Source organism: Nocardioides lianchengensis (assembly GCF_900101465.1).
Lineage (GTDB): Bacteria > Actinomycetota > Actinomycetes > Propionibacteriales > Nocardioidaceae > Nocardioides > Nocardioides lianchengensis.
Map to the genome: position 1 here is coordinate 49237 of NZ_FMZM01000003.1, position 25834 is coordinate 75070.

General features: G+C 71.1%; 29 protein-coding genes. 19 read left to right on the forward strand and 10 right to left on the reverse strand.

Annotated elements, in window-relative coordinates:
* Positions 1–5: 5 nt before the first annotated feature.
* The 3 genes from BLT76_RS06125 to BLT76_RS06135 are packed head-to-tail and all read left to right on the forward strand — an operon-like array spanning position 6 to position 2334.
* Positions 6–284: an Lrp/AsnC family transcriptional regulator gene (locus BLT76_RS06125; protein WP_090852370.1), complete on the forward strand. Its 279-nt coding sequence runs from the start codon at positions 6–8 to the stop codon at positions 282–284.
* Positions 285–304: 20 nt separating this feature from the next.
* Positions 305–1696 carry a hypothetical protein gene (locus tag BLT76_RS06130; RefSeq protein WP_090852373.1) on the forward strand — a complete coding sequence of 464 codons (1392 nt, stop codon included), beginning with the start codon at positions 305–307 and terminating at the stop codon, positions 1694–1696.
* A 32-nt stretch (positions 1697–1728) separates the two neighbouring features.
* Positions 1729–2334 (forward strand): YgjV family protein, encoded by a 606-nt coding sequence (locus tag BLT76_RS06135; protein WP_090852376.1) that lies wholly within the window; start codon positions 1729–1731, stop codon positions 2332–2334.
* Positions 2335–2345: 11 nt separating this feature from the next.
* Here the strand turns inward: BLT76_RS06135 and trpD are convergent, their stop codons facing one another.
* On the reverse strand, positions 2346–3371 hold the full coding sequence (gene trpD / locus BLT76_RS06140) for an anthranilate phosphoribosyltransferase (protein ID WP_244509280.1): 1026 nt from the start codon (positions 3369–3371) through the stop codon (positions 2346–2348).
* 11 nt (positions 3372–3382) lie between these two features.
* Positions 3383–3793, reverse strand: a complete 411-nt coding sequence (locus BLT76_RS26305) for an Rv3143 family two-component system response regulator (protein ID WP_244509281.1) — start codon at positions 3791–3793, stop codon at positions 3383–3385.
* Between the two features lie 104 nt (positions 3794–3897).
* Here BLT76_RS26305 and BLT76_RS06145 point away from each other — a divergent pair, with 104 nt between their 5' ends.
* On the forward strand, positions 3898–5175 hold the full coding sequence (locus BLT76_RS06145) for a hemolysin family protein (protein WP_090852383.1): 1278 nt from the start codon (positions 3898–3900) through the stop codon (positions 5173–5175).
* Here the strand turns inward: BLT76_RS06145 and BLT76_RS06150 are convergent.
* Positions 5141–6091, reverse strand: a complete 951-nt coding sequence (locus tag BLT76_RS06150) for a cytochrome c oxidase assembly protein (protein ID WP_244509283.1) — start codon at positions 6089–6091, stop codon at positions 5141–5143. The genes BLT76_RS06145 and BLT76_RS06150 overlap by 35 nt on opposite strands.
* A gap of 73 nt (positions 6092–6164) precedes the next feature.
* Here BLT76_RS06150 and ctaE point away from each other — a divergent pair, with 73 nt between their 5' ends.
* The 6 genes from ctaE to BLT76_RS26545 all read left to right on the forward strand — a co-directional run bounded on the left by ctaE (position 6165) and on the right by BLT76_RS26545 (position 11857).
* Positions 6165–6803: an aa3-type cytochrome oxidase subunit III gene (gene ctaE / locus BLT76_RS06155; RefSeq protein ID WP_090853383.1), complete on the forward strand. Its 639-nt coding sequence runs from the start codon at positions 6165–6167 to the stop codon at positions 6801–6803.
* 28 nt (positions 6804–6831) lie between these two features.
* Positions 6832–7704 (forward strand): cytochrome bc1 complex diheme cytochrome c subunit, encoded by an 873-nt coding sequence (gene qcrC, locus BLT76_RS06160; RefSeq protein ID WP_170866959.1) that lies wholly within the window; start codon positions 6832–6834, stop codon positions 7702–7704.
* The gene (gene qcrA, locus BLT76_RS06165; protein ID WP_090852386.1) at positions 7701–8756 is read left to right on the forward strand and encodes a cytochrome bc1 complex Rieske iron-sulfur subunit; all 1056 of its coding nucleotides are present in this window, start codon (positions 7701–7703) and stop codon (positions 8754–8756) included. The genes qcrC and qcrA overlap by 4 nt, the downstream gene beginning before the upstream one ends.
* Positions 8756–10513, forward strand: coding sequence for a cytochrome bc1 complex cytochrome b subunit (gene qcrB, locus BLT76_RS06170; RefSeq protein ID WP_090852392.1), 1758 nt, complete (start codon positions 8756–8758; stop codon positions 10511–10513). The genes qcrA and qcrB overlap by 1 nt, the downstream gene beginning before the upstream one ends.
* A gap of 124 nt (positions 10514–10637) precedes the next feature.
* The gene (locus BLT76_RS06175; protein ID WP_090852395.1) at positions 10638–11684 is read left to right on the forward strand and encodes an LLM class flavin-dependent oxidoreductase; all 1047 of its coding nucleotides are present in this window, start codon (positions 10638–10640) and stop codon (positions 11682–11684) included.
* Between the two features lie 44 nt (positions 11685–11728).
* Positions 11729–11857 carry a hypothetical protein gene (locus BLT76_RS26545; protein WP_257024088.1) on the forward strand — a complete coding sequence of 43 codons (129 nt, stop codon included), beginning with the start codon at positions 11729–11731 and terminating at the stop codon, positions 11855–11857.
* Here BLT76_RS26545 and BLT76_RS06180 read toward each other — a convergent pair.
* The 4 genes from BLT76_RS06180 to ctaC all read right to left on the reverse strand — a co-directional run bounded on the left by BLT76_RS06180 (position 11850) and on the right by ctaC (position 16302).
* Entirely contained in the window at positions 11850–13067 is a 1218-nt protein-coding gene (locus BLT76_RS06180) for a L,D-transpeptidase (protein WP_090852398.1), read from the reverse strand. The genes BLT76_RS26545 and BLT76_RS06180 overlap by 8 nt on opposite strands.
* Positions 13068–13193: 126 nt before the next feature.
* Positions 13194–13610 (reverse strand): cytochrome c oxidase subunit 4, encoded by a 417-nt coding sequence (locus tag BLT76_RS06185; RefSeq protein WP_090852401.1) that lies wholly within the window; start codon positions 13608–13610, stop codon positions 13194–13196.
* Complete coding sequence (ctaD, locus tag BLT76_RS06190) at positions 13610–15364, reverse strand: aa3-type cytochrome oxidase subunit I (RefSeq protein ID WP_090852404.1); 1755 nt, start codon at positions 15362–15364, stop codon at positions 13610–13612. Before ctaD ends, BLT76_RS06185 begins: the two co-directional genes overlap by 1 nt.
* On the reverse strand, positions 15361–16302 hold the full coding sequence (ctaC, locus tag BLT76_RS06195) for an aa3-type cytochrome oxidase subunit II (protein WP_090852408.1): 942 nt from the start codon (positions 16300–16302) through the stop codon (positions 15361–15363). The genes ctaD and ctaC overlap by 4 nt, the downstream gene beginning before the upstream one ends.
* A 96-nt stretch (positions 16303–16398) precedes the next feature.
* On the opposite strand from ctaC, the gene BLT76_RS06200 reads away from it, so the two are divergent.
* Positions 16399–17550: a cysteine desulfurase family protein gene (locus BLT76_RS06200; RefSeq protein ID WP_090852412.1), complete on the forward strand. Its 1152-nt coding sequence runs from the start codon at positions 16399–16401 to the stop codon at positions 17548–17550.
* Positions 17547–17786, forward strand: a complete 240-nt coding sequence (locus BLT76_RS06205) for a sulfurtransferase TusA family protein (protein ID WP_244509285.1) — start codon at positions 17547–17549, stop codon at positions 17784–17786. Before BLT76_RS06200 ends, BLT76_RS06205 begins: the two co-directional genes overlap by 4 nt.
* On the opposite strand, the gene BLT76_RS06210 is transcribed toward BLT76_RS06205, so the two are convergent.
* Positions 17770–18753 carry a carbohydrate kinase family protein gene (locus BLT76_RS06210; RefSeq protein ID WP_090853393.1) on the reverse strand — a complete coding sequence of 328 codons (984 nt, stop codon included), beginning with the start codon at positions 18751–18753 and terminating at the stop codon, positions 17770–17772. The genes BLT76_RS06205 and BLT76_RS06210 overlap by 17 nt on opposite strands.
* 64 nt (positions 18754–18817) lie before the next feature.
* On the opposite strand from BLT76_RS06210, the gene BLT76_RS06215 reads away from it, so the two are divergent.
* Complete coding sequence (locus BLT76_RS06215) at positions 18818–19015, forward strand: hypothetical protein (protein ID WP_090852417.1); 198 nt, start codon at positions 18818–18820, stop codon at positions 19013–19015.
* 214 nt (positions 19016–19229) lie between these two features.
* On the opposite strand, the gene erpA is transcribed toward BLT76_RS06215, so the two are convergent.
* Both erpA and BLT76_RS06225 read right to left on the reverse strand, forming a co-directional pair.
* Complete coding sequence (erpA, locus tag BLT76_RS06220) at positions 19230–19592, reverse strand: iron-sulfur cluster insertion protein ErpA (protein WP_090852420.1); 363 nt, start codon at positions 19590–19592, stop codon at positions 19230–19232.
* Between the two features lie 75 nt (positions 19593–19667).
* Entirely contained in the window at positions 19668–20738 is a 1071-nt protein-coding gene (locus BLT76_RS06225) for a glycerate kinase family protein (protein ID WP_090852423.1), read from the reverse strand.
* Positions 20739–20760: 22 nt separating this feature from the next.
* On the opposite strand from BLT76_RS06225, the gene BLT76_RS06230 reads away from it, so the two are divergent.
* From BLT76_RS06230 to BLT76_RS06255, 6 genes are all read left to right on the forward strand, one after another.
* Positions 20761–21642 carry a GNAT family N-acetyltransferase gene (locus BLT76_RS06230; protein ID WP_090852426.1) on the forward strand — a complete coding sequence of 294 codons (882 nt, stop codon included), beginning with the start codon at positions 20761–20763 and terminating at the stop codon, positions 21640–21642.
* Between the two features lie 40 nt (positions 21643–21682).
* The gene (nadA, locus tag BLT76_RS06235; protein ID WP_090852429.1) at positions 21683–22855 is read left to right on the forward strand and encodes a quinolinate synthase NadA; all 1173 of its coding nucleotides are present in this window, start codon (positions 21683–21685) and stop codon (positions 22853–22855) included.
* Positions 22856–22936: 81 nt separating this feature from the next.
* A complete protein-coding gene (locus BLT76_RS06240; RefSeq protein WP_090852431.1) occupies positions 22937–23281 on the forward strand; it encodes a hypothetical protein in 345 nt (114 codons plus the stop codon).
* A complete protein-coding gene (locus tag BLT76_RS06245; RefSeq protein WP_090852434.1) occupies positions 23281–24303 on the forward strand; it encodes a hypothetical protein in 1023 nt (340 codons plus the stop codon). Before BLT76_RS06240 ends, BLT76_RS06245 begins: the two co-directional genes overlap by 1 nt.
* Entirely contained in the window at positions 24300–24839 is a 540-nt protein-coding gene (locus BLT76_RS06250; protein ID WP_090852437.1) for a hypothetical protein, read from the forward strand. Before BLT76_RS06245 ends, BLT76_RS06250 begins: the two co-directional genes overlap by 4 nt.
* A 227-nt stretch (positions 24840–25066) precedes the next feature.
* On the forward strand, positions 25067–25798 hold the full coding sequence (locus BLT76_RS06255; protein WP_139175431.1) for a hypothetical protein: 732 nt from the start codon (positions 25067–25069) through the stop codon (positions 25796–25798).
* The last annotated feature ends 36 nt before the right edge of the window (positions 25799–25834 follow it).

Consider the following 25834-nt stretch of genomic DNA (forward strand, 5'->3'; position numbering starts at 1 on the left):
GCCCCATGATCACCGCCATCGTGTTCGTGAAGGCCGACGTCGCCCGCATCCCCGAGGTGGCCGAGGCGATCGCCGCGCTCGACGGCGTCAGCGAGGTCTACTCCGTGACCGGCCAGATCGACCTGATCGCCCTGGTCAGGGTCCGTGAGCACGACGACATCGCGGCCGTGGTCGCCGACCGGCTCAACAAGGTCCCGGGCGTCACCGCCACCGAGACCCACATCGCGTTCCGCGCCTACTCCCGCCACGACCTGGAGTCCGCGTTCTCGCTCGGGCTCGACTGACCTCCCGACGAGCGACGACCGTGCTCGACCGGGCCCGGAGGCTCGCCCCGCTCGGCCTCGTGCTGGTCGTCCTGGGCATGCTGACGTTCCGCGCCGCCGGCCCGATCCACAACCAGGACACCTACTTCCACCTCCGCTTCGGCCACGAGTTCCTCAGCGGCTGGTCGCTGCGCGACCCCGGCAGCGTCAGTACCTTCGCGACCGCCGACTGGGTCCCGACCCAGTGGCTGCCCCAGGTGACCATGGCCGCGGTCGAGGACCGGCTCGGCCTCGCGGGCGTCGCCTGGCTGAGCGGTCTGGCCTTCGTCGCCCTCGCCCTCACCTGGTACGCCGTCGCCCGCCGCTGGGCCGAGCCGCTGGTCGCCGCGCCCGTCGTCGGCCTGGGCCTGGTCGCGGCCAGCTCCGGGCTGTCCGCGCGGCCGCAGGTGCTCAGCTACCTGCTGGTCGCGGTGACCGCCGCGGCCTGGCTGGCCTGGAGCCGGGAGGGCCGGACCCCGTGGTGGCTGGTGCCGCTCACCTGGCTGTGGGCCTGCTGCCACGGCATGTGGCCGATCGGCCTGGTGGTCGGGGGCGTGGCCGTGGCCGCGGCCGTCGTGACCCCCGGCCGATCCTGGGCCCGGGTGGCCCGCGGCGCCGCCGTGGTCGCGCTCGGCGCGGGCGCGTCACTGGTGACGCCGGTCGGGCCGCGGCTGGTCGGGGCGGTCGTCGCGGTCGGCGACCGCCGCGAGTTCTTCGGCGAGTGGGGCCGACCCGACCCCACCGACCCGCGGCTGCTCGGCCTGGTCGCGCTGGTCCTGCTCGCCGCGGCCGCCTGGGCCAAGCGGCCGTCGTACGACCCGACCTGGCTGGGACTGTTCGTCCTGGCCCTGGCCTGCTCGGTCTCCTCCACCCGCACCGTCCCGGTCGCGGTCGCGCTGCTGGTCCCGCTCACGGCGATCGCGGTCCAGCCCCTCCTCGGCGCCCGACCGACCTGGACGCGGCCCGAGCGCGGGGTGGTGCTCGGCGGGGCCGCGCTCGCGCTCGCGGTGCTCGCGGCCGTCGTACCCCTCACGGCGGACGAGCCGCCCGCCCAGCCCGCCTGGGCCGACCCTGCCCTCGACGCGCTCCCGGCCGGCACGACCGTGCTGAACGACTGGAACCTCGGCGGCTGGCTGATGTGGCGCCACCCCCAGCTCGACCCGGTCATGCACGGGTACGGCGACACCTTCACCACCGCCGAGCTGCGCCGCAACACCGACATCCTCGTCGTACGACGGGGCTGGACCGACCTGGTCCGCGAGACCGGTGTCGACTACGCCCTGGTGCGGACCGACTCCGCCCTGGGCCGCGCCCTCGTCGACGAGGAGGGCTGGCTGCCGGTGCACCGCTCCCCCGCCCTGGCCCTGCTCGAACCGCCACCCGGCTGGATGTGACCGCACGCCGCGGCCCGCCGTAGCCTCCACCGGTGACCTGGATCGACGTCCTCGGCTGGGGCGGCAGCGCGCTGCTGGTCTACTCCCTGCTGCAGGCCCGGGTGCTGCGCTTCCGCACCCTCAACCTGGTCGGCTGCCTCGTGCTGCTGACCTTCAACGCCATCATCGGCGTCTGGCCGATGGTCGGCATGAACACGGTGCTGGCGGCCATCAACGTCTGGTTCATCGTCCGGCTGCTGCGCGAGCGCCACGACGAGCAGGTCTTCGAGGTGCTGCCCGTCGGCACCCGCGACGCCTACCTCGCCCACGTCCTGCGCCAGCACCAACCCGACATCGCCCGGTTCCAGCCCGACTGGGACGGCGTGCACGACGAGGACCACGCGTTCGTCGTCCAGCACGGCGACGAGACGGTCGGCGTCGTCGTGGTCCGCCCGGACGGCGACGTCGCGCGGGTGCGGCTCGACTACGTCACGCCGAAGTACCGCGACTTCACCCCGGGCGAGTTCGTCTGGCGGCACAGCACGGTGCTCCGCGACCTCGGCTTCCGGCACGTGATGACCGCCCCGGGCATGGTCGGCGCCTACTACGCCCACGTCGGCTTCCGCCCGAACGGTCGCGAGTTCGTCCTCGACCTCTGAGCGATCGAGCGTCAGGCCGAGCTGGCCGCGACCCACCGGTCCAGCAGCGCCGCCGCGGCACCGGAGTCGACGGCCTCGCGGGCCCGCTCCAGCCCGGCGGCCAGCGCGGTGTCGACCGGCTCGCCCGGCGCCCCGTGCACAGCCAGCGCCGCCCCGGCGTTGAGGAGTACGGCGTCCCGCACCGGGCCGGTCTCGCCCTCCAGCACCCGCCGTACGACGGCCGCGTTGTGCGCCGCGTCGCCGCCGCGCAGGTCCTCGGTCGTCGCCGGCGCCAGGCCGTACGCCGCCGGGTCGACCGTCGCGGTCGAGACGGTGCCGCCGTGCACGACCCACACGGCCGACGTCGTGGTGGTGGTCAGCTCGTCGAGCCCGTCGTCGCCACGGAAGACCCACGCGTCGACGCCGCGGGCGGCGTAGACCCCGGCCATCACGGGTGCCGTCCGGGCGTCGGCGCAGCCGATCGCCTGGGCGGCGGGGCGGGCCGGGTTGGTGAGCGGGCCGAGGAAGTTGAAGGTCGTGCCGATCCCGAGCTCGCGGCGCGGCACCGCGGCGTGCCGCATCGCCGGGTGGAAGGCGGCGGAGAAGCAGAAGGTGATGCCGGCCTCGACCGCCACCTCCGCGACCCGCTCGACGGGGAGGTCGAGCCGGATGCCGAGCGCCTCGAGGACGTCGGCGGAGCCGGACTTGGACGAGGCCGAGCGCGCACCGTGCTTGACGACGGGTGCGCCCGCACCCGCGGCGACGATGGCCGCCATCGTCGAGATGTTGACCGACATCGAGCGGTCGCCCCCGGTCCCGACGATGTCGAGCAGGCGGCCGGGCACGGAGATCGGGTTGGCCCGCGCCAGCATCGCGTCGGCCAGCCCCGTGATCTCGTCGATGGTCTCGCCCTTGGCGCGCAGCGCCACCGCGAAGCCGGCGATCTGCACCGGGGTCGCCTCGCCGGCGAGCAGTTCGCCCATCGCCCATGCGGTCTGGTCGCGCGACAGGTCCGCCCCGGCGACGAGCGTGCCGAGGACCTCGGGCCAGGTGGTCACCTCGGCCGGGATCAGGCGGTGGCGGGGACCCGTGCGCGCAGCAGCGCGATCACGGTCTCCGCCAGCTGGATCGGGTCGATCGGGTGCGGCACCGCCGCCTCCGCTCGCGACCAGGTGGCCAGCCACGCGTCCTGGGGACGCCCGGTGAGCACGATCACCGGCGGGCACTGGTAGATCTCGTCCTTGAGCTGCTTGGCGATGCCCATGCCCCCCGCGGGCACGGCCTCGCCGTCGAGGATGACCAGGTCCATCCGGCCGGAGTCCATGTTCTGGATGACGACCGGCTCGGTCGCGACCTCGACGTACTCGAGCTCCGGCAGGTCGGGGTGCGGTCGCCGGCCGAGGGCCAGGATCACCTGCTGCCGGGTGTTGACGTCGTCGCTGTAGACCAGCACCTGAAGGGGCTTCGTCGTCTCGCTCACGCTCGGATCGTACGACGTCCCGGGGGCCGCTGCCCATGCACCTCCTACGATCCCTACGTCACACCGACCGGCACCACGAGCCGCCCCAGGAGTGAACCGCCCTGATCGACGCCCAGACCTTCCTCAACCTCGCGCTCGTCGTCGTCTTCGTCCTGGTGGGCGGGGTCTTCGCCGCGACCGAGATCGCGCTGGTGTCGCTGCGCGAGAGCCAGCTCGTCCAGCTCGAGCGCACCGGATCGCGCGGCGCCAAGGTCGCGTCCGTCGCCCGCGACCCCAACCGCTTCCTGGCGGCCGTGCAGATCGGCGTCACCGTGGCCGGGTTCTTCTCGGCGGCGTACGGCGGCTCGACCCTCGCACCCGACATCGCGCCGTACCTCGTGGACCTCGGGCTGGGCGACGGCGCCGCCGACACCGTGGCCCTGGTGGTGATGACGCTGCTGATCGCCTACCTCTCGCTGGTGCTCGGCGAGCTGGTCCCGAAGCGGCTCGCGCTCCAGCGCTCGGCCGGGCTGGCGACCCTGGTCGCGCCGCCGCTGGACCGGTTCGCGACGGTGATGCGGCCGGTCATCTGGCTGCTGTCGCGCTCCACGGACGTGCTGGTCCGCCTCCTGGGCGGCGACCCGTCCGCGACCAGCGAGGAGCTCAGCGAGGAGGAGCTGCGCGACATCGTCTCGACCCACGAGGGCCTGGGCGAGCAGGAGCGACGCATCCTGCGCGATGTCTTCTCGGCGACCGACACCTCCCTGAAGGAGGTGATGCGCCCACGCGGCGAGGTCGCCTTCGTCGCGGCCGACACCCCGGTCACCGAGGCCCGGGACCGGGTCGGCTCGCTGCCCTACTCGCGCTACCCCGTCACCGGCGACGACTTCGACGACGTCGTCGGGTTCCTGCACGTGCGCGACCTGCTCGGCGTCCGCGACGAGGATCCCCGCCTGGTCCGAGACCTGGTCCGCGACGTGCTGGTCCTCCCGTCGACCAACCAGGTGCTGCCGACGGTCGCGACGATGCGCCAGTCGGGCATCCACCTCGCCGTCCTGGTCGACGAGTACGGCGGCACCGACGGCATCGTCACGCTCGAGGACCTGGTCGAGGAGATCGTCGGCGACATCCGCGACGAGTACGACGCCCCCGCGCACCCGCCGGCCTCCGTCGACGGGCCGCACGAGGTCGACGCCGGCCTGAGCATCGAGGACTTCGCCGAGACGACCGGGCTGGAGCTGCCCGACGGCGACTACGAGACCGCCGCGGGCTACCTCGTCGCCCGGCTCGGGCGGATCCCCGAGGTCGGCGACGGCGTCGACGTCGGCGACCACCGCCTCGAGGTCACCGCCATGACCGGGCGCCGGGTCACGGCTCTGCGCGTGTCGCCGCCCGCTCCCTAGCCTCCCTCGCCTCCTGCAGGTCCAGGCGCCGGTCCTCGCGCGCCGCCTCCTTCATGGACGAGCGCACCCACTGCACGAAGAGCACCCCGAAGAACACCAGTCCGATCAGGTCGCCCGAGCCCCAGAGGATCCCGCCGGCCAGGTGCTGGTCGTCGGCCATCGACGGCAGCCACGAGGCCATCGGCCCCTCCCGCAGTTCGGCGTAGTGCTCGCCGCCGATCAGCTCGGACTGGCCCATGATCGTGACACCCAGGAAGGCGTGGAACGGCAGTGTCAGCACGGTCAGCAGCACCCGGAACGGGTAGCCGACGCGACCCGGAAGCGGGTCGATGCCCATCAGCGGCCAGAAGAAGAGCGAGCCGACGAGCACCAGGTGTACGTGCATCATCTCGTGCACGTACGTCGAGCTCAGCGACGCGTCGTACCAGCCGCTGAAGTAGAGCGCCCACGGCGAGATCACGTAGAGCAGGAACGTCAGCGGCGGGAAGGACAGCACCCGGGCGACCCGCGAGTGCAGGACGGCGAGCAGCCACCGTCGCGGCGCGGGCGGGAGCGTGCGCAGCGCCAGGGTGATCGGCGCGCCGAGCGCGAGGGCCAGCGGCACCACCATCGACAGCACCATGTGCTGGACCATGTGCACGCTCAGCAGGGTCGTGTCGTACGCCGCCAGGCCGGACGCCGTGGCGACGTAGAACGACCCCATCCCGACCCCGACGAAGGCGATCGTCCGCCCCACCGGCCAGCGGTCGCCGCGGCGCCGCAGCACGATCACGCCGGCGACGTAGAGGCCGACCACCCAGACCGTCACGACGAACGGCAGCGGGGCCAGCGACCACTCCGAGAAGAAGGTGCCGAAGGACGGCTCCGGGAGGTCCGGGGCGGTCGTGAGAGCGGTCGGCACCGCGAGGTTCAGCACTCCATCAACTTTAGGTCCCCCGGTAAGGGGGGTCGTTGGTGGCCACGGGACCGGGTCGGGACATAATGATCGGGTGGCGACAGCAACGACCATTCCGGCATCCCGTCTGCACGGGCACCACGACCGACCCAGCATGGTCAGCGTCGGGACGATCATCTGGCTCTCCAGCGAGCTGATGTTCTTCGCGGCGCTCTTCGCGTCGTACTTCACGATCCGCTCGGTGAGCCCCGACCTGTGGTCGCAGAACACCGAGATCCTGAACATCCCGTTCGCCGCGGTGAACACCACGATCCTGGTGCTGTCGTCACTGACCTGCCAGCTCGGCGTGTTCGCGGCCGAGCGTGGTCAGGTCGGCCGGACCGGCTCGGTGCTCCACGTGAAGGGCTGGGGGCTGCGCGAGTGGTTCATCCTGACCTACCTCATGGGCGCGGTCTTCGTGGCCGGCCAGGCCGTCGAGTACGCCACGCTCGTGCAGGAGGGCGTGACCATCCAGGACTCGGCCTACGGCACGATGTTCTACCTCACCACCGGCTTCCACGGGATCCACGTGACCGGTGGCCTGATCGCCTTCCTGTTCGTCCTCGGACGCACCTACATCGCCCGCCGGTTCACCCACGAGCAGGCGGTCAGCGCGATCGTCGTCTCCTACTACTGGCACTTCGTCGACGTGGTCTGGATCGGGCTCTTCGCCACGATCTACCTCGTCAAGTAGCCCGCCCGCCGACTCGCAAGGATCTTTCGTGCGTCTCCTCAACCGCTCCGCCGGTCGACTGTCACGGCACCGCCGTAGCCGTCTCGCCGGGCTGGTGCTGCTCCTCATCGGACTCCTCACCACCGGGGGCATCACGTACGCCGTGATGCCCAGCTCCTCCGCCGGTGACGCGCAGAGCAACGCCGTCCAGGTCGAGGAGGGGCGCAAGCTCTTCCTCCAGGGCTGCTCGTTCTGCCACGGTCAGAACGGCGAGGGCATCACCACCATCAACGGTGACAACTACGGCCCGTCCCTGGTGGGTGTCGGCGCCGCCGCCGTGCACTTCCAGGTCGAGACCGGCCGGATGCCGCTGGTCCAGCCCGGCGTGCAGGGTCAGGCCAAGCCCGAGACCTACTCCGCGGAGGAGGTCGAGCAGCTCGCCGCGTACGTCGCCTCGCTCGGCCCCGGCCCGGCCCGGCCCGACGAGGCCGAGTGGACCACCGCCGGCCTGACCGAGGAGGAGCGCGAGGCCGCGATCAGCCGCGGCGGCCAGATCTTCCTCACCAACTGCACCGCCTGCCACAACTTCAACGGCAAGGGCGGCGCCATGCCGCAGGGCGGCTACGCGCCCGACCTCAGCAACACCGAGGCCGTGCACATCTACGAGGCGATGCTGACCGGCCCCGGCCAGATGGACAGCTTCTCGAACGGCAACCTCTCCCCCGAGGAGAAGCGCGACGTCATCGCCTACCTCTACTCCCTGCGCGACCAGCCGGCGTACGGCGGCTTCTCGCTCGGCGGCCTCGGCCCCGTGTCCGAGGGCATGTTCGCCTGGCTGCTCGGCATCGGCGGCCTCGTGGGCTTCGCCGTGTGGATCGCCGCGCACACGACCCGCACCAAGAAGAAGAAGGTGGAAGCGTGAGCGGCCACAGCGACAACCTGCCGGTCGCCGACGACGGCAACCCCGGCCTGCCGGAGCACACCTGGCGTCCCACCGACGTCGACCCGAAGGCCGAGAAGCGCGCCGAGCGCCAGGTCGCGGCACTCTTCGGCCTCTCCGCGGTCTGCGCCGTGCTGTTCGTGGTGGCCTACTTCAGCCTGCAGGTTGGCGACAACCATGACACCGTCCTCGGCCTCGGCGCCTCGAACGTCGCGCTCGGCAGCGCCCTGGGTGGCGCCCTGCTGTTCATCGGCATCGGCATCATCCAATGGGCCCGCAAGCTGATGGCCGACCACGAGATCAGCGAGCTGCGCCACCCCGCCGCGTCCAGCGACGAGGACCGCGCCGCCACCGTCGCGGCCCTGCAGGCCGGCCTCGAGGAGTCGGGCATCGGCCGACGCCCGCTAGTGCGCAACTCGATGCTCGGCGCCATCGGCCTGCTCGGTGCACCCGTCGTCGTCCTGCTCCGCGACCTCGGCCCCACCAACGCCCAGGTCGCCGACGCCGCGACCGGTCAGGGACTCGAGCACACCGTCTGGAAGCAGGGCGTGCGGATCGTCCGTGACGTCGTCGGCACCCCGATCCGGCCCTCCGACATCGAGATCGGCGACCTCTTCAACGCCGAGCCCGCCACCATCTTCGAGACCGACGAGGACGGGGAGCCGCTGATCGAGGGCGTCCCGCTCCAGGTCGCGAAGTCCAAGGGCGCCGTCGTCCTGATCCGGATGGATCCGGCCGACAACACTCCCGGCCGCGGCCGGAAGAACTGGAGCGTCGACGGAATCCTGTGCTACTCCAAGATCTGCACCCACGTCGGGTGCCCGATCTCGCTCAACGAGCGCAAGACCCACCACCTGCTGTGCCCGTGCCACCAGTCGACCTTCGACCTGGCGGACGCGGGCCGGGTGATCTTCGGCCCCGCGGCCCGGGCTCTGCCCCAGCTGCCGATCGCGGTCGACTCCGAGGGGTACCTGGTCGCTCAGAGCGACTTCACGGAACCCGTCGGCCCGAGCTACTGGGAGCGTGACTACTGATGGCCATCGACACGAGCAAGGTCGCGACGAGCAACAGCTCGGCGGCGACCCCGGCCAAGCCCGGCCGGGCCGGCGCCGTGGCCACGTGGGCCGACGAGCGGCTCGGCCTGGCCGGCATGGCCAAGAAGAACCTGCGCAAGGTCTTCCCGGACCACTGGTCCTTCATGCTCGGCGAGATCGCGCTCTGGAGCTTCGTCGTCCTGCTGCTCAGCGGCGTCTTCCTGACGCTGTGGTTCACCCCCAGCATGAGCGAGATCCACTACGAGGGCTCCTACGACCAGATGCGCGGCATCGCGATGTCGGAGGCCATGGCCTCGACCCTCGGCATCTCGTTCGACGTCCGCGGCGGTCTGCTGATGCGGCAGATGCACCACTGGGCCGCGATGCTCTTCATCGCCTCGATGATGATCCACCTGCTCCGGGTGTTCTTCACCGGCGCGCACCGCAAGCCGCGCGAGCTCAACTGGGTGATCGGCTCGCTGCTGCTGCTGCTCGGCACCCTGGAGGGCTTCACCGGCTACTCGCTGCCCGACGACCTGCTCTCCGGCACCGGCGTCCGCGCGGCCGACGGCTTCATGAAGTCGATCCCGGTGGTCGGCTCCTACATGTCGTTCTTCCTCTTCGGAGGCGAGTTCCCGGGCGACTCGATCATCCCGCGGCTCTACATCATCCACGTGCTGCTCATCCCGGGTCTGCTGCTGGCCCTGATCGCGGCCCACATGCTGCTGCTCGTCTACCACAAGCACACCCAGTGGCCCGGCCCCGGCCGCACCGAGGAGAACGTCGTCGGCTTCCCGATGCTCCCGGTGTACGCCGCCAAGGCCGGCGGGTTCTTCTTCATCGTCTTCGGCGTGACCGCGCTGATGGGCGGCCTGATGCAGATCAACCCGATCTGGCTGTACGGCCCCTACGACCCGTCGAAGGTGACGGCCGGCTCCCAGCCGGACTGGTACATGGGCTGGCCGGACGGCGCACTGCGCATCATGCCGGGCTGGGAGACCCACCTGTTCGGCAACTTCACCATCGCCTGGAACGTCTTCCTGCCGATCATCGTGCTGCCCGGCCTGATGTTCACCATCTTGATGCTGCTGCCGTTCCTGGAGGCGTGGATCACCGGTGACAAGCGGGAGCACCACCTGCTCCAGCGGCCGCGCAACGCGCCCACCCGCACCGCGCTGATGGTGGCGCTGATGACGTTCTACGGCCTGCTCTGGATGGCCGGCGGCAACGACATCATCGCGATCAAGCTGAACTCGTCGATCAACACGATCACCTACATGCTGCGATTCCTGGTGTTCGTGGGGCCGATCATCGCCTTCGTGATCACCCGTCGCTGGTGCATCTCGCTGCAGCGCCACGACAACGAGAAGCTGCTGCACGGCTACGAGACCGGCATCATCATGCGCTCCCCGGAGGGTGGCTACTCCGAGAAGCACCTGCCGATCAACCCCTCGGCGGCCTACGTCCTCAGCGCGCGGGAGCGCGACGAGGTCTACACGGTGGAGCAGGAGACCGACGAGAACGGCATCCCTGCCCCGGCCAGCCGGGCCAAGGCGCTGCGCGCCAAGCTGTCGACGCTCTGGTTCGCCGACAACGTGCAGGCACCGACGGCGGCCGAGATCGAGGCGGCCCACCACCACGCCGACCACGAGCACGAGCTCCAGGCGGCGCTGGACGGCCACGCGGCCGACGGACACCAGTTCGACGGCCACCACTCGGTCGAGGGTGACCCGCTCCGCGGCAGCGACCAGCACTAGGCAGCACCAGCAGCACACGTGACGAGGGCCCCGGGATCTTCCCGGGGCCCTCGTGCGTTCCCGGGTCGGAATGCCCACGCCCGGACAGTGGTTGAATCGGCAACGACCTACGGAAGGCGGCATCATGACCACCGGAAACCAGCCCGGAATCCTGCTCGGCCTCGACACCTTCGGCGACGTCACCGTCGGCCTCGACGGCGCCCCCCTTTCGCACGCCGAGGTGGTCCGCAACACCGTCGAGCAGGGCGTGCTGGCCGACCAGGTCGGGGTCGACGCGTTCGGCGTGGGCGAGCACCACCGCGACGACTACGCCGTCTCCGCGCCGGACGTCGTGCTGGCCGCGATCGCCGCCCGGACCGAGCGGATCGTGTTGGGCACCGCCGTCACCGTGCTCAGCTCCGACGACCCGGTCCGGGTCTACGAGCGCTTCGCGACCCTCGACGCGATCTCCCACGGCCGGGCCGAGGTCACCCTCGGACGCGGATCGTTCACCGAGTCCTTCCCACTCTTCGGCTTCGACCTCGCCGACTACGAGCGGCTCTTCACGGAGAAGCTCGACCTGTTCGCCGCGCTCCGTGCCGAGGGTCCGGTCTCCTGGGAGGGGTCGGTACGACGTCCGCTGGTCGACGCCGAGGTCTTCCCGAAGACCGAGCGCGGCACCCTTCCGGCCTGGATCGGCGTCGGCGGGTCCCCCGAGTCGGTCGTCCGGGCCGCCCGCTACGGCTTCCCCCTCGCGTTGGCCATCATCGGCGGTGAGCCCGCGCGGTTCGCGCCGTACGCCGACCTCTACCGCCGCGCCCTCGACGAGCTGGGCCAGGAGACGCAGCCGATCCTGGTGCACTCCCCCGGCTTCGTGTTCGACACCGACGAGGAGGCCCGTGAGCTGCTCTTCCCGCACTTCAAGGCCAACCGGGACCGGATCGGTCGCGAGCGCGGCTGGCCCCCGGCCTCGCGCCTGGACTTCGACCGCGAGGTCGCCGGCGGCTCGCTCTACGTCGGCTCCCCGGAGACCGTCGCACAGAAGATCGCCGCCACCGTGCAGGTCCTCGGGATCGATCGGTTCGACCTGAAGTACAGCAACGGCCCGATGCCGCACGAGCACCTGATGCGCTCCGTCGAGCTCTACGGCACCCAGGTCGCCCCGCGGGTCCGCGAGCTGCTGGCCGGCTGAGGGAGCCGGACGGCCCCGGACGCGTCGTACCCGCGCCCGACGGGATGCGGGACGGAGGCGACCACCGCACCTTCGTGACGGGCAGCCTGCTCGCGGTCGAGCCCGCGCCGGGCGCCGTCGTCGAAGCCGGCAGCACCGTCACCCCCTCGGTCTCGGGGCGCTCGCTCAGCTGAGCGCGGACCCCGAGCGGTAGTCGGCGAACGACGCGTTCCAGTCGCCGTAGCCGTTGTCGAGGGTCATCGGGCGGTCGGTGCCGACGTACTCGACGACATCGCCGCGCTTGCTGCGGGCGTAGAGCCAGCCCGCGTCCTCGGTGCTCATCCCGGTGCACCCGTGGCTGACGTTCGCATGACCCTGCGAGCCGACCGACCACGGGGCGGCGTGGATGAACTCGCCCGAGTTGGTCAGCCGCATCGCCCACCGCACGTCGTCGATGTCGTAGGCCTCGGCGCTGCCCGCGGAGATGCCGACGGTCTCGGAGTTCATCCGGCGCTTCTCGAACTTCTCCATGATCACCTTGGTGCCGGAGCGGGTCGTGAAGCCGGCCTTGCCGGTGGTGATCGGGAAGGTCCGCACCTTCTTGCCATTGGTGAAGACCTGCATCTGGTGGGTCTTCGCATTCACCTTGTAGATGTTGGCGTCGCCCACGTGGAACTGGACCCGACGGCTCTCCTGGCCGTAGACCCCGCCGCCGGCCGGGACCGAGTTGATGTCCACGTCGACCGTGACGTCGGTGCCGGCCTGCCAGTAGCGCTTCGGCCGCCAGTGCACCTCCTGGTCGCTGAGCCAGTGCCAGCTGCCGGCCTGGACCGGGCTGGAGGTGACCTGCAGGTGCTTCTCGATCGAGGCCCGGTCGGTGACCGGCACGTCGAAGGACACCACCACCGGCATGCCGACGCCGACGGTCTCACCGCCCAGCGGGGCGACCGAGGCGTAGGTCTGCTCGGCGAGCGTGAGGGCCTGCGTGGTGAACCGGACGTTGCGCTTGGCGGCCTGGCCGTCCTCGCCCGTCCCCCGGGCCTTCAGGACGTACGTCGTGCCGGGCTCCAGCCGTCCGGACGCGGTCCAGGTCGTCTGGTCGCCGCTCAGCTCGCCGACGACCTCGCCCGCCTCGCCGGACGTCGCGGTGACCGAGACGCGGGACAGGCTGGCGTGGGTGGCCCGCACCTTCAGCACCTGGTCCACCGGGACCCCGGTGGCGCCCGAGCGGACGTTGGCCCGCACCTTCCCCGCCGGGAGGCTGGCCGCGGGCGAGGTGGCCGCGCTCGGGTCGTCGTCGGACGCACCCGGCAGCGCGGACTTGGCGTCGCAGGCGGTCAGGCCGGCGGCCAGCAGCAGGGCGGTGCCGGCAGCGAGGGCCGAGTGCGCACGGCGCAGGGTCATGCGTAACTCCCGGGAACGACGTTCAATGGCGAAGCCGCCGGACCCCAGGCCCGACGGCTTCACCAGCGTAACCGCGCCCACCCCCCGTTCCGGAAACCGACGGGTGCGGCGCGCGTCACGTGTGCGTCAGTGGGCGTGCTCTCCGCGGTAGTACTCGAAGACCAGGCCGCTCAGGGCCACCGCGCCGAGCACGCCGCCGATGATGACCAGCCACCAGGCGGCCATCGCCAGGGCGAAGACCATGACGCTGAGCGTCAGGGCGCACCACAGCGGCCACCAGGAGTACGGCGGGAAGAACCCGAGCTCACCCGCGCCGTCGGCGATCTCCGCCTCCTTGCGGTCCTCCGGACGGGGGTCCATCCGGCGGGCGTGGAAGCCGAGGTAGAGCGTGACCATCGCGGTCAGCAGCGTGGTCATGAACAGCGCGGACGTGCCCGTCCAGTCGCCCCCGTGGTCGCTGGCGTCGGTCACGAGCCAGTAGGCGGGCGTCACCAGCACCAGGAAGATGGTGCAGGCCGCGAAGATCCAGGCCTCGGCCTTCATCAGTGCTTGCCCTCCGGGTCGTCGTCCTGGGTGCGCTCGTTGATCAGGTCCTCGCGCCCCTCCATGTCGGGTGCGTCGGCGAAGCCGCCGTCGCGCGCGGCCTGGTTCTCCTCGAGCTCGATGGCCGCGATCTCCGGGTGGTGGAGGTCGAAGGCCGGCGACTCGGACCGGATCCGCGGGATGGTCACGAAGTTGTGGCGCGGCGGCGGGCAGCTGGTGGCCCACTCCAGGGAGCGGCCCCAGCCCCACGGGTCGTCGACCTCGACCTTGGGGGCCCGGCGCGAGACGTAGACGTTGTAGAAGAACGGCAGCGTCGACGCGCTCAGCAGGAAGGCACCGATCGTCGAGACCTGGTTGAGGGTCGTGAAGCCCTCACCCGGCAGGTAGTCGGCGTAGCGACGCGGCATGCCCTCGACGCCCAGCCAGTGCTGGACCAGGAAGGTCGTGTGGAAGCCGACGAACAGCAGCCAGAAGTGCAGCTTGCCGAGGCGCTCGTCGAGCATCCGGCCGGTCATCTTCGGCCACCAGAAGTAGAAGCCGGCGAACATCGCGAACACCACCGTGCCGAAGACGACGTAGTGGAAGTGCGCCACCACGAAGTAGGAGTCGGACACGTGGAAGTCGAGCGGCGGGCTGGCCAGGATGATGCCGGTCAGACCACCGAACAGGAAGGTGGTGAGGAAGCCGATCGACCAGAGCATGGGGGTGTCGAAGGACAGAGATCCCCCCCACATCGTGCCGATCCAGTTGAAGAACTTCACTCCGGTGGGCACCGCGATCAGGAACGTCATGCCGGAGAAGAACGGCAGGTCGACCGCGCCGGTGACGAACATGTGGTGCGCCCAGACCGCGACCGAGAGGATCGCGATGCCGAGCGTGGCGCCGACCAGGCCCACGTAGCCGAAGAGCGGCTTGCGGCTGAAGACGGGGAGGATCTCGGTCACGATGCCGAAGAACGGCAGCGCGATGATGTAGACCTCCGGGTGCCCGAAGAACCAGAACAGGTGCTGCCACAGGATGGCGCCGCCGTGGGCGGTGTCGAAGACGTGCGCGCCGAGCTGGCGATCGGCCTCGAGCGAGAGCAGCGCGCCGGCGAGCACCGGGAACGCGATGAGCACCAGCAGCGAGGTGATCAGCGTGTTCCAGACGAACAGCGGCATCCGGAACATGGTCATGCCGGGGGCGCGCATGCAGATGATGGTGGTGATGAAGTTGACCGCACCGAGGATGGTGCCGAGACCGGCCATCCACAGGCCCATGATCCACAGGTCACCGCCGACGCCCGGCGAGCGCACCGCGTCCGAGAGCGGCGTGTAGGCGAACCAGCCGAAGTCGGCTGCGCCCTGCGGGGTCAGGAAGCCGGAGGCGGCGATCAGACCGCCGAACAGGAACAGCCAGTAGCTGAACATGTTGAGGCGCGGGAACGCGACGTCCGGCGAGCCGATCTGCAGCGGCATGATCACGTTGGCGAAGCCGAAGAACAGCGGCGTCGCGAACAGCAGCAGCATGATCGTGCCGTGCATCGTGAACAGCTGGTTGTAGAGCTCGTCGTTGACGATCTGGTTGCCCGGGTAGGCCAGCTCGGAGCGGATCAGCAGGGCCATCAGGCCGCCGATCAGGAACCACGCGAACGACGTGATCAGGTACATCTTGCCGATCAGCTTGTGATCGGTCGTGGTCATCAGCCGGACCAGCTCCTGGCCCAGCGGCTTGCGGGTCGACACGACGGTCGGCCGGCTGGCGGTGGCGGTCACTCTGCTGCTCCCTCGTGCTCGGCGGACTCCTCGGTGTCGAGGCCCACCTGCGTCCTGGTGTAGTCGCCGCCGATCAGGGGCTTCTCGGAGCTCGCGCGGGTGGCGAGGTCCTCGACGTACGCGTCGTACTCCTCGCCGCTGACCACGTGGACCTCGAAGAGCATCCGCGAGTGGTAGACGCCGCACAGCTCGTAGCACTTGCCGGCGTAGACGCCCTCGGTCTTGGGCGTGACCTCGAAGGTGTTCACCCGACCGGGGATGACGTCCATCTTCATCAGGAAGCCGGGGACGCCGAAGTCGTGGATCACGTCGGGCGAGTGCAGGTTGAACCGCGTGGTGCGGTCGACCGGGAGGTAGAGCGACGGGATGTCCGAGCCGGTGCCCGAGACGTACGCGTACTCCGAGTAGGGGAACTCGTCGTCGTCGTTCTCGCCCTTCTCGTCCTTGGTGTAGTCGACCTCGCCGACCCCGTGGTTGAACGCCCAGCTCCACTGCTGCGCGGTGACCTCGACGATGTTGTCGGGCTCCGCGGAGCGGTGCAGCATCACGTTCTGGGTCTCGACGGTCTGCTGGAAGAAGACGACGACCATCATGATCGGCGCGATCGTGTAGAAGATCTCGAGCGGCAGGTTGTAGCGGGTCTGGATCGGGATCTCGTCGTCGCTGCGGCGGCGGTAGCGGATGACGACCCAGGCGATCAGGCCCCACACCACCACACCGGTGATCAGGGCGGCGATCCACGCGCCCTGCCACAGCGCGAGGGTGCTCTCACCCTGCTTGGTCGCGGGCTCTGGCATCGCCAGCCGCTTCCACTCGCTCTGGCTTTCCGAACCACAGCCGGCGAGGGCCACGACGCTGACACCGAGCACGGTAAGCAGGATCAGGCGGCGGACGGAGCCGCGCCCTCCGGTCCCGCGCCTGGGGAGTTGCAGACTCAACGCTGGAGCCTTCCTCTCGGGCGTTCACAAGTACCGTCGAACAGTATCCGAATCGAGCGCCGAGGTTGGGAGCGGGGCACCCGGTAGGTTCCCCGTGTGACAAATGCCGCGGACCGGTCCGGGGTACCCCTCCCCCGCTACTTCGACACTGCCTCGGCCGAAGCACTGCACCCGGCGGCCCGCCAGACCCTCCTCGCGGCCCTCGACCAGGGGTACGCCGACCCTCGCCGGCTGCACGGTCCGGCTCGGAGCGCGCGGCTCCTCCTCGACAACGCGCGGGCCGTCGTCGCCGAGTGCCTGGGCGTGCGCCCCGACGAGGTGTCCTTCACCTCCTCGGGCACCGAGGCCGTCCACCGCGGGCTCCTGGGCCTGCTCGCCGCCCGCCCGGAACGCGGGGACCGGGTGGTGCTGAGCGCCGTCGAGCACTCCGCCGTCGTCCACGCCGCCACCTGGCGGCGCGCCGAGGGACACGTCGAGGTCGGGGTCGACCACCTCGGGCGGGTAGACCCGGACGCCGTCGCCGAGGCCGCCCGGCAGCCGGAGGTCGGCGCCGTGGCGGTGCAGACGGCCAACCACGAGGTCGGCACGGTGCAGCCGGTCGCCGCCGTGGCGGCCGCACTGGACGGCGTACCGCTGGTCACGGACGCGTGCGCCTCGATGGGACGGCTGCCGCTGCCCGAGGGCTGGTCGGTCGCCGCGGGCTCGGCCCACAAGTGGGGCGGCCCGGCCGGGGTGGGCGTGCTGGTGGTCCGCAAGGGCGTGCGGTGGACGACGCCGTTCCCGTCCGACGACCGGGTCGACGAGCGGGTCGCCGGCTTCGAGAACGTCCCGGCCGCCCTCGCGGCGGCGGCGGCCCTGCAGGCGGTCGTCGGCGAGCGCGACGAGGTGAACGCCCGCCAGACGGCGCTGGTCGACCGTGTGCGGGCCGGCGTGGCCGCGATCCCGGACGTGGAGGTCGTCGGCGACCCGGTCGACCGGCTCCCGCACCTGGTGACGTTCTCGTGCCTCTACGTCGACGGCGAGGCGCTGGTCGACGGCCTGGCCCGACGCGGATTCTCGGTCGCCAGCGGCTCCGCCTGCACGTCCTCCACGCTCGAGCCGAGCCGGGTGCTGGCCGCCATGGGCGCGCTGACCCACGGCAACGTGCGACTGTCGCTCACCCGCGACGCGAGCGCCGACGACGTCGACGGCTTCCTGGCCGCGCTGCCCGAGGTGGTCGCGGCGATCCGGGCGGACGCGGGCCTGTGACGGTCGACCTCGAGCTCGACTGCCGGGGGATGCTCTGCCCGCTGCCGGTCATCGAGCTCGGCCGCCGGTACGCCGAGGTGCCGCCCGGCGGCGTGGTGGCCGTGGTGGCCACGGACGTCGCCGCGCGGCACGACGTACCGGCGTGGTGCCGGATGCGCGGACAGGAGTACCTCGGCGAGGACACCGCCGCCGACGGCGTCCCGCGCTACCTGGTCCGGGTCAGCGCACCAGGCTGAGGTGCGGCTCGACGTCCTTGGCGGAGTCCGCGCCGTACGACTCCTCGAGGCGGGCCAGGAACTGGTCGCGGGTGAAGGTGTACTCCTGGGTGCCGACGGTCTCGACGACGTACGCCGCGAGGACGCACCCGACCTGGGCCGCCCGCTCCAGGCTGACGCCCCAGGTCAGACCGGCCAGGAAGCCGGAGCGGAACGCGTCGCCGACGCCGGTCGGCTCGACCGCGGTGACGTTCTTGGCGGCCGGCAGCACGATGTCGGGCTCGCCGGAGCGGCTGACCTTCACGCCCTGGGCCCCGAGGGTGGTGACCTGGGTGCCCACCCGCGAGAGGACCTCGTCGGCCGACCAGCCGGTCTTCTGCTCGATCAGGTGCGACTCGTACTCGTTGGAGAACAGGATCGCCGCGCCGTCGACGAGGTCGCGGATCAGCTCGCCCCCGCTGAACGCCAGCTGCTGGCTGGGGTCGGCGATGAACGGGTAGCCGCGCTGGCGGCACTCCTCGGTGTGGCGCTGCATCCCGTCGGGGTCGTCGGCGCCGATCAGGACGTACGTCGGCTCCCCGACCCGCTCGACGATCGGCCCCAGCTCGATCAGCCGGGCCTCGCTCATCGCCCCGGGGTAGAACGAGGCGATCTGCGCGCCGGTCGGGTCGGTGGTGCACACGAACCGGGCGGTGTGGCGGGTCTCGGAGATCCGGACGTGGGAGCAGTTGACGCCGTGCCGCTCCAGCCAGGAGCGGTAGTCGGCGAAGTCCTCGCCGGCCGAGCCGACCAGCACCGGACGGAGCCCGAGCCGACCCAGGCCGAAGCACATGTTGGCCGCGACGCCGCCCCTGCGGATCTCGAGGTCGTCGACGAGGAAGGACAGGGAGATCTTGTCCAGCTGCTCGACCACCAGGGAGTCGGCGAACTTGCCGCCGTACCCCATCAGGTGGTCGGTGGCGATGGACCCGGCGATCAGCAGTGACATGGGACCGAACACTACTAGTCGGTACCTGTAGGACTACCCCGGAGTAGCCCCTAGCGTCGATCCCATGACTCAGCTCTCCCACGACGACCTGGGCTCGGTCCAGGAGATGCACGCCGACTGCGAGGCCGCCGTGCGTGCCCTCCCCACCGCGGCCCCGTCGCTGCGCTACGAGGACTACCCCCGCGACACCCCGAAGTCGGAGATCCAGATCACCGAGGCTGCGACGCGGATCGCGAACGCGCTGCAGCTCCACCTGGACTGACCGACCGGTCGGTCCCCCTCAGACGGCGGCCAACCCTCCCACGGCCGTTCGACGCCAACAGCCCCCGCCGGGATCGGCGGGGGCTGTTGTGTTTGGCTTCGGTGTCTATCGGTCCGCGACAGCAGATCGGTCTCGACACGCGCCTTCTGACTTCGCAGGCTCAGTCAGAGCGCTTGCTCGACCACCTTCTTCGAGGCCGCTGGCGCGTCCTCGATCAGTGGAACGAGTCGCCGCAGGCGCAGGAGCCCGTGGCGTTGGGGTTGTCGATCGTGAAGCCCTGCTTCTCGATGCTGTCGACGAAGTCGATCATCGCGCCGTTGAGGTAGGGGACGCTCATCCGGTCGACCACGACGGCCACGCCGTCGAAGTCGGTGACGACGTCACCGTCGAGGGTGCGCTCGTCGAAGAACAGCTGGTAGCGCAGGCCCGAGCAGCCGCCCGGCTGCACCGAGATCCGCAGCTGCAGGTCGTCGCGGCCCTCCTGGTCGAGGAGGTTCTTCACCTTGGTCGCGGCCACCGGGCTCAGGTTGATCTGGTCGGTACGACGCTCCGTGGTCGTGTCCACCTGCTCGGTCATGTGTCTGCTCCAGTGAGGTGCGGGGGTGTGGGCTACAGGATCAATCGTCGCACACCGGGGGTTATTCCCCCGCGCTCAGCGCGACCAGGTGCGGGCGACCCGGGCGGCGAGGTCGGCCAGCGAGCCGGCCGGTTCCGCGAAGGCGCGCTCCTCCCCCACCAGGTCGACCAGGGCGTACGCCGACTCGACGCCCAGCGCCCGCATCTCGCGGGAGCCGACCAGCACCTGGCCGGCCAGGGCGACGCAGGGCCGGAGCGCGGCCTCGGCGATCGCGGCGACGCCGTACGGGACCTTGCCGGAGCGGCTGGAGAAGTCGAAGGCGCCCTCGCCCGTGAGCACCAGGTCGGCGGCCCGGGCACGCTCGGCCAGCCGGACGGCGTCGGCGACCAGCGCGATGCCGGGTTCGCGCGTGCCGCCCAAGGCGAGCAGGGCGAAGCCGAGGCCGCCCGCGGCACCGGCGCCCTTCTCAAGGGAGGTACGGCGGTCCGTGGCGAGGGCCAGCTCCTCGAGCCAGCCGTCGAGGACCGGCAGCCGGTCCTCCGGGACGCCCTTCTGCGGGCCGAAGGTCTTCGTCGCGCCGAACAGCCCGGTCAGCGGGTTGTCGACGTCGCTGGCGGCGACCAGGCGCACGTCGACGGTCGGGAGGGTGACGGTCGTGATGCCGGCGAGCGCGGCCACCCCGGCGTCGAGCGGCCGGTCGGCGGTCGCCCCGAGGGCGGCGAGCAGGCCCGCTCCGCCGTCGTTGGTGCCGCTGCCGCCCAGCCCGACCACCACCGTCGTCGCGCCGGCGTCGCCCGCGGCACGGACCAGCTCGCCCACGCCGTACGTCGTGGCCTCCTCGGCGCGCTCCGCTCCCGTCAGGTGCAGTCCGCAGGCCTGCGCGCTCTCGACGTACGCCGTGTCGCCGACGACCAGCACCGTCCCCGGCACCGGGTCCCCGAACGGTCCGCGGACCGTTACGGCCAGCAGCTCGCCGCCCAGCGCCGCGTGCAGCACGTCGACGAAGCCCGGTCCCCCGTCGGCCATCGGGGCCAGGTCGAGCTCGTCGTCGGGGGCGTGCCGGCGCCAGCCGGCCGCGATCGCCTCCGCGGCCTCGACCGCCGTCAGCGTGCCCGCGAACTTGTCGGGGGCGACCAGGATCCGCATGGCCTCACCCTAGGGTCGACCCGTGAGCGAGGTGCTGCTGCGGCCGATGCGGGTCGAGGACGTGCCGGTGGCGGAGCGGCTGAGCGCGGAGAGCTTCTACGAGCTCGACGTGCGGCTGCACCGGCCCGGCCTGCCGGTCCCGGAGCGGCGCCCGCCGACCCGCGCGGACAACTGGATCACCCGGACCACCCACTTCCTCGACACCGACCCGGGCGGCTGCTGGGTGGCCGAGGTGGACGGCGAGCTGGTCGGGTTCGCAACGTCCTTCGTGCGCGAGCTGACCTGGTTCCTCGCGACCTTCGCCGTACGCCCGGGCCTGCAGGGTCGGGGCCTCGGCAAGCGGCTGCTCGACGCGGCGATGGAGCACGGGCGCGGCTGCCTGCGCGGGATGCTGTCGGCCTCGTCGGACCCGAAGGCCGTGCGCCGCTACCGCCTGGCGGGCTTCTCGTTGCACCCGCAGATGTTCCTGTCCGGCACCGTCGACCGCTCCGCGATCCCGGTGGTGGGCAAGGTGCGGGAGGGCACGGCCGGCGACGTCGACCTGCTCGACTCCCTCGACCGCCGGACCCGCGGGTCGGCGCACGGGCCCGACCACGCGCTGATGCTGGCGTCCTGGCGGCTGCTGGTCTCCGACACCTCGACCGGGTCGGGCTACGCGTACGCCGGCCCCGACGGCAGCCTGGCCCTGCTCGCGGCCAGCGACCGCCGTACGGCGAGCCGCCTGCTCTGGGCCGTCCTGGCCGACACGACCGGCGAGACGCTCGTCCCGCACCTCACCGCGGCCAACGAGTGGGCGGTGGACGTGGGCCTGGCGGCACGCCTCGACCTGCACCAGGAGGGCTACCTGGGACTTCGCGGGATGAAACCGCCCGCGCCGTACGTTCACAACGGCGCCCTGCTGTGACGTTTACGGCCCCGCACGAGCACAGGAATACGATCCCGACATGACGACCGTCGACCTTCCGCTGCTGCCGCTCGGCCGTGGCACCGACATCGCCTCCGAGCGTGGCGTCGACTGCCCCGGGGACCTGCCCGCAGCGTCCGACCCCGACCTGGTGGCGCGGGCGCAGGCGGCCAAGGCCGCGCTCGGGGAGCGGGTCTTCGTGCTCGGTCACCACTACCAGCGCGACGAGGTCATCCAGTTCGCCGACGTGACCGGCGACTCCTTCAAGCTGGCCCGCGACGCGGCCGCCCGGCCGGACGCCGAGTTCATCGTCTTCTGCGGCGTGCACTTCATGGCCGAGTCCGCCGACATCCTCACCGGCCCGGACCAGAAGGTGATCCTCCCCGACCTCGCCGCCGGCTGCTCGATGGCCGACATGGCCCGGATCTTCCAGGTCGAGAAGACCTGGGACGCCCTGACGGCCGCCGGGATCGCCGACTCGGTCGTCCCGGTGACCTACATGAACTCCAGCGCCGACATCAAGGCGTTCTGCGGCCGCAACGGCGGCGTCGTGTGCACCTCCAGCAACGCCGAGACCGCGCTGGAGTGGGCGTTCGACCAGAAGCCGGACGCCAAGATCCTGTTCCTGCCCGACCAGCACCTCGGCCGGAACACCGCCGTGCTGAAGATGGGCATCCCGCTCGACCAGTGCGTCGTCTGGAACCCGCTGAAGCCCAACGGCGGCCTGACCGCCGAGGAGCTGCAGAACGCCCGGATGATCCTGTGGAAGGGCCACTGCTCGGTGCACGGGCGCTTCTCCCCGGAGGTCGTCGACGAGCTGCGCGCGACCATCCCGGACGTCCAGATCCTGGTGCACCCCGAGTGCCAGCACGAGGTGGTGCTCAAGGCCGACCTGGTCGGCTCGACGGAGTTCATCATCCAGACCATCGAGGCGGCCCCGGCCGGCTCCAGCTGGGCGATCGGCACCGAGCTCAACCTGGTCCAGCGGCTCGCGAAGGCCCACCCGGACAAGCACATCACGTTCCTCGACAAGACGGTCTGCTACTGCTCGACGATGAACCGGATCGACCTCCCCCACTTCGTGTGGGCGCTGGAGTCGCTGGTCGCCGGGACGGTGCCCAACCAGATCACCGTCGACCCCGAGACCGAGAGGTGGGCGCTGACCGCGCTGGAGCGGATGCTCGCCCTCCCGGGGCGCACCCACAAGGACTGAAGGCGCTCCTCCGGCGTTTTACCTACGCCCGGCGCGGGAATGCCCGCAGGTGACCTCATCTGCTGACGAAAGGGCGTTCTCGTGGCCGACACAGGCACCGAGCTGGGCGTGGACTGCTACGAGCTGTGGAACGCCGGCAACAGCCTCTACCCGACGATGGCCGCGGAGTTCGACAGCGCGGCCGAGAGCATCGACTCCACCTCGGTCGAGTGGGCGTTCAACCGCGACGCCAGCATCGGCCTCGGGGCGAACGGTCCGTTCGCCATCTGGTCGGCGTGCGCCAACATGCTCGACGACCGGCTGGCCGAGACCGGGCGCAACCTGCGCGACACCGGCACCGCGCTGGTGCTGGCGGCGAACACCTACGCCGCCAGCGACGAGGCGGCCCGGGCCGAGTTCGAGAAGCGCAAGGCGGAGCTGGGCTGATGAGCTACGAGGAGCTGGGCGCGCACGCGACCGAGATCGTCCGCAAGGCCAAGGAGTGGGAGCTGACCCGCCTGGGCTACACCGACATGGGCGACGGCACCTGGATGCCCCCGGCGGGCTACAGCTACGCCGACAATCAGCCCACCAACTACGGCGACCCCGGCGGGACGGCTACCCAGACGACGTCGTCGCAGGACATGGTCGACCGTGACATGGCCGAGATCGACGGCAAGTACGACGACATCCCCGAGCTGTTCTCGCCCTTCACCTGGCTGCCCGACCCGACGTCCTTCGACGGCGCGATCACCGGGATGGAGAACGTCCAGGCCCGCCTCTCCGCGGGCGCCGAGGACACCACCGACCCGGCCAGCGGCTCCCCCGTGCCGGCCAACCTCGTCCTCGACGGGATGGACACCAGCTCCGACTACCTCGCCCGCTGGACCGGCGTCGCCGCGATGGCCTTCAAGCAGAACTTCGTCGACACCTTCGAGTCGATCACCACCAACCAGTTCCTGGCCGCCAGCTACGTCAAGGGCGCGCTGGAGGCCGAGAAGTCGCTGTGGCACGCCGCGCGCGCCAACGTCGACCAGATCGCCGAGGACACCCTCACCGCGCTGGAACACATGGACGACTGCGGCAAGAACGAGTGGTCGATGGCCTTCACGGTCGCGGGGGCCGTGGTGGCGATCGCCGCCATCCCGTTCACCGGCGGCGCCTCCACCCTGGCCTTCACCGCCGTCGGCGGTGCGCTGTCGATCGGCGGCGCCGCCATCGGCAACACCGATGACCCGCCCGAGCTGCCGATGGCCGGCGAGTCGCCCGAGGCCGTCTGCGACGCGATGCGCGAGGCGCTCCGGGAGCTGAAGTCCGAGATCTCGAAGGCCGAGCAGAAGGTCTACGACTCCATGGTCGACCTCAACAACATCCTGGCCGTCAACCGCAGCCTCTTCGTCGCGCCCCGGCCCGACCTGGCGGACTCCGGTCCCGGTGACATCCGCGACGACATGGGCGTGCCGCGATGAACCAGCCTGCTCCCGTCGTCCTCGGCACACCACCCGGCGGCCGGCGCGACCCGCTCGCCGACCTCGACGCCCATGCGTCGACGCCGGACGGTCGGGTCGGCGTCCGGATCCGGGGCCGCAGCAGCCTGACCGTGACCCTGGCGCCCGGCTACTACGACCAGGTCACCGAGACCGAGCTGTCCCGCCAGCTCACCCAGCTCGCCCGGCTCGCGTTCGTGCAGCGCACCCGCGCCTACTACGAGCTGCGCAGCCGGGCGTTCGGTCGGACCGTCACCCGCGAGTCCTCGTCGTACGGCGCGCGCGACCTCTCGTTCACCGCCGGGCGGGCGAGCATCGTCGCCTCCGGCAGCTCGCCCGACGGGCGGATCCGGGTGACCGCGGCCGGGATGGAGTCCTGGACGGTCGACCTGGAGCCCGGCACGCTCGCGGCGTACGACGAGGCGGGGTTCTGCGCCGCCGTCGCCGCCGCCGGCCACGACCTCATCGAGGACCAGTTCCGCCAGATTCGGCGACTCAAGGACGAGATCTACGGGTAGGCCTCATCGCCGGCCACCGCGTCGCGAAACCCTTGGGTCGCTCGGCACCCGTCGAGTAGGTCACCACCTGATGCCAGGCTCGACTCCCCCACGGAACGGGCGGTTACCGGCTGAAGGTGGTGCGATCATGACGTGTGCTCCGAACCGCCCGGGTCGTCCTCTGCAGTGACGACCCACGCGCGTCTCGCCTCACAGCGCTCACGCCGGCGAGGGACGGCGAGGGGCTCATGGTCTTCGAGACGGACAGCCGCTCGGCGATGTGGGAGGAGTTCCTCGCCTTGACCGCGGAGCTGGGGATCACTGTCCAACGAGGAGTGAAGTTCAGCGCCCAGGAAATCGCGCGGGCCGAGTGGTGTCATCTCCTGGGCACCTCGACCAACGGCTACCCGCAGCCGGAGAGCACCTATCGCGAGCGCACCTACGACCTGACGTCCGCCTGCCCCACCTGCTGGATCGGGACGAGACAGGCGGCGCCCTTCCGCATGAAGGTCGCCCCGAAATGGGGTCGTCGCTCGCTCACTCAGATGGTGTGGGTCTACGACGCCTGGTTCGTGGAGCCGCAGGCCTACCGCGAGGTCTTCGAGCCGTTCGGTATCGGCAGCCGGGAGGTGCTGATGCGTGGCGGCTCGACGATCGGCAACGCCGTGCAGCTCGTGATCGACGAGGTGGTCGCGCTGGACGAGTACCGCCAGGCCGGTGAACGGTGCGAGACCTGCGAGCAGTTCAAGTGGCGTGTCGGACTGACCGACTTCGCTCCCGGTCCCGTCGCGCCACCCCAGGGACCGATCGCGATGAGTGAGCAGTGGTACGGCTCCGGGGGCAAGGCCTTCCGGGCGACGCTGGTCAGACAGGACCTCGTCGCGGCGATGAGCGCCGCCCGGTTGAAGGGCGCGGACCTTCATCCGTGCATCCCCCGCGTCGATCCCGACGCATGGCTCCGACTCGGCGAGAACGGCTAGCCGCGCAGGGCGGCCGAGTCGGCGACGGCGTGAGCG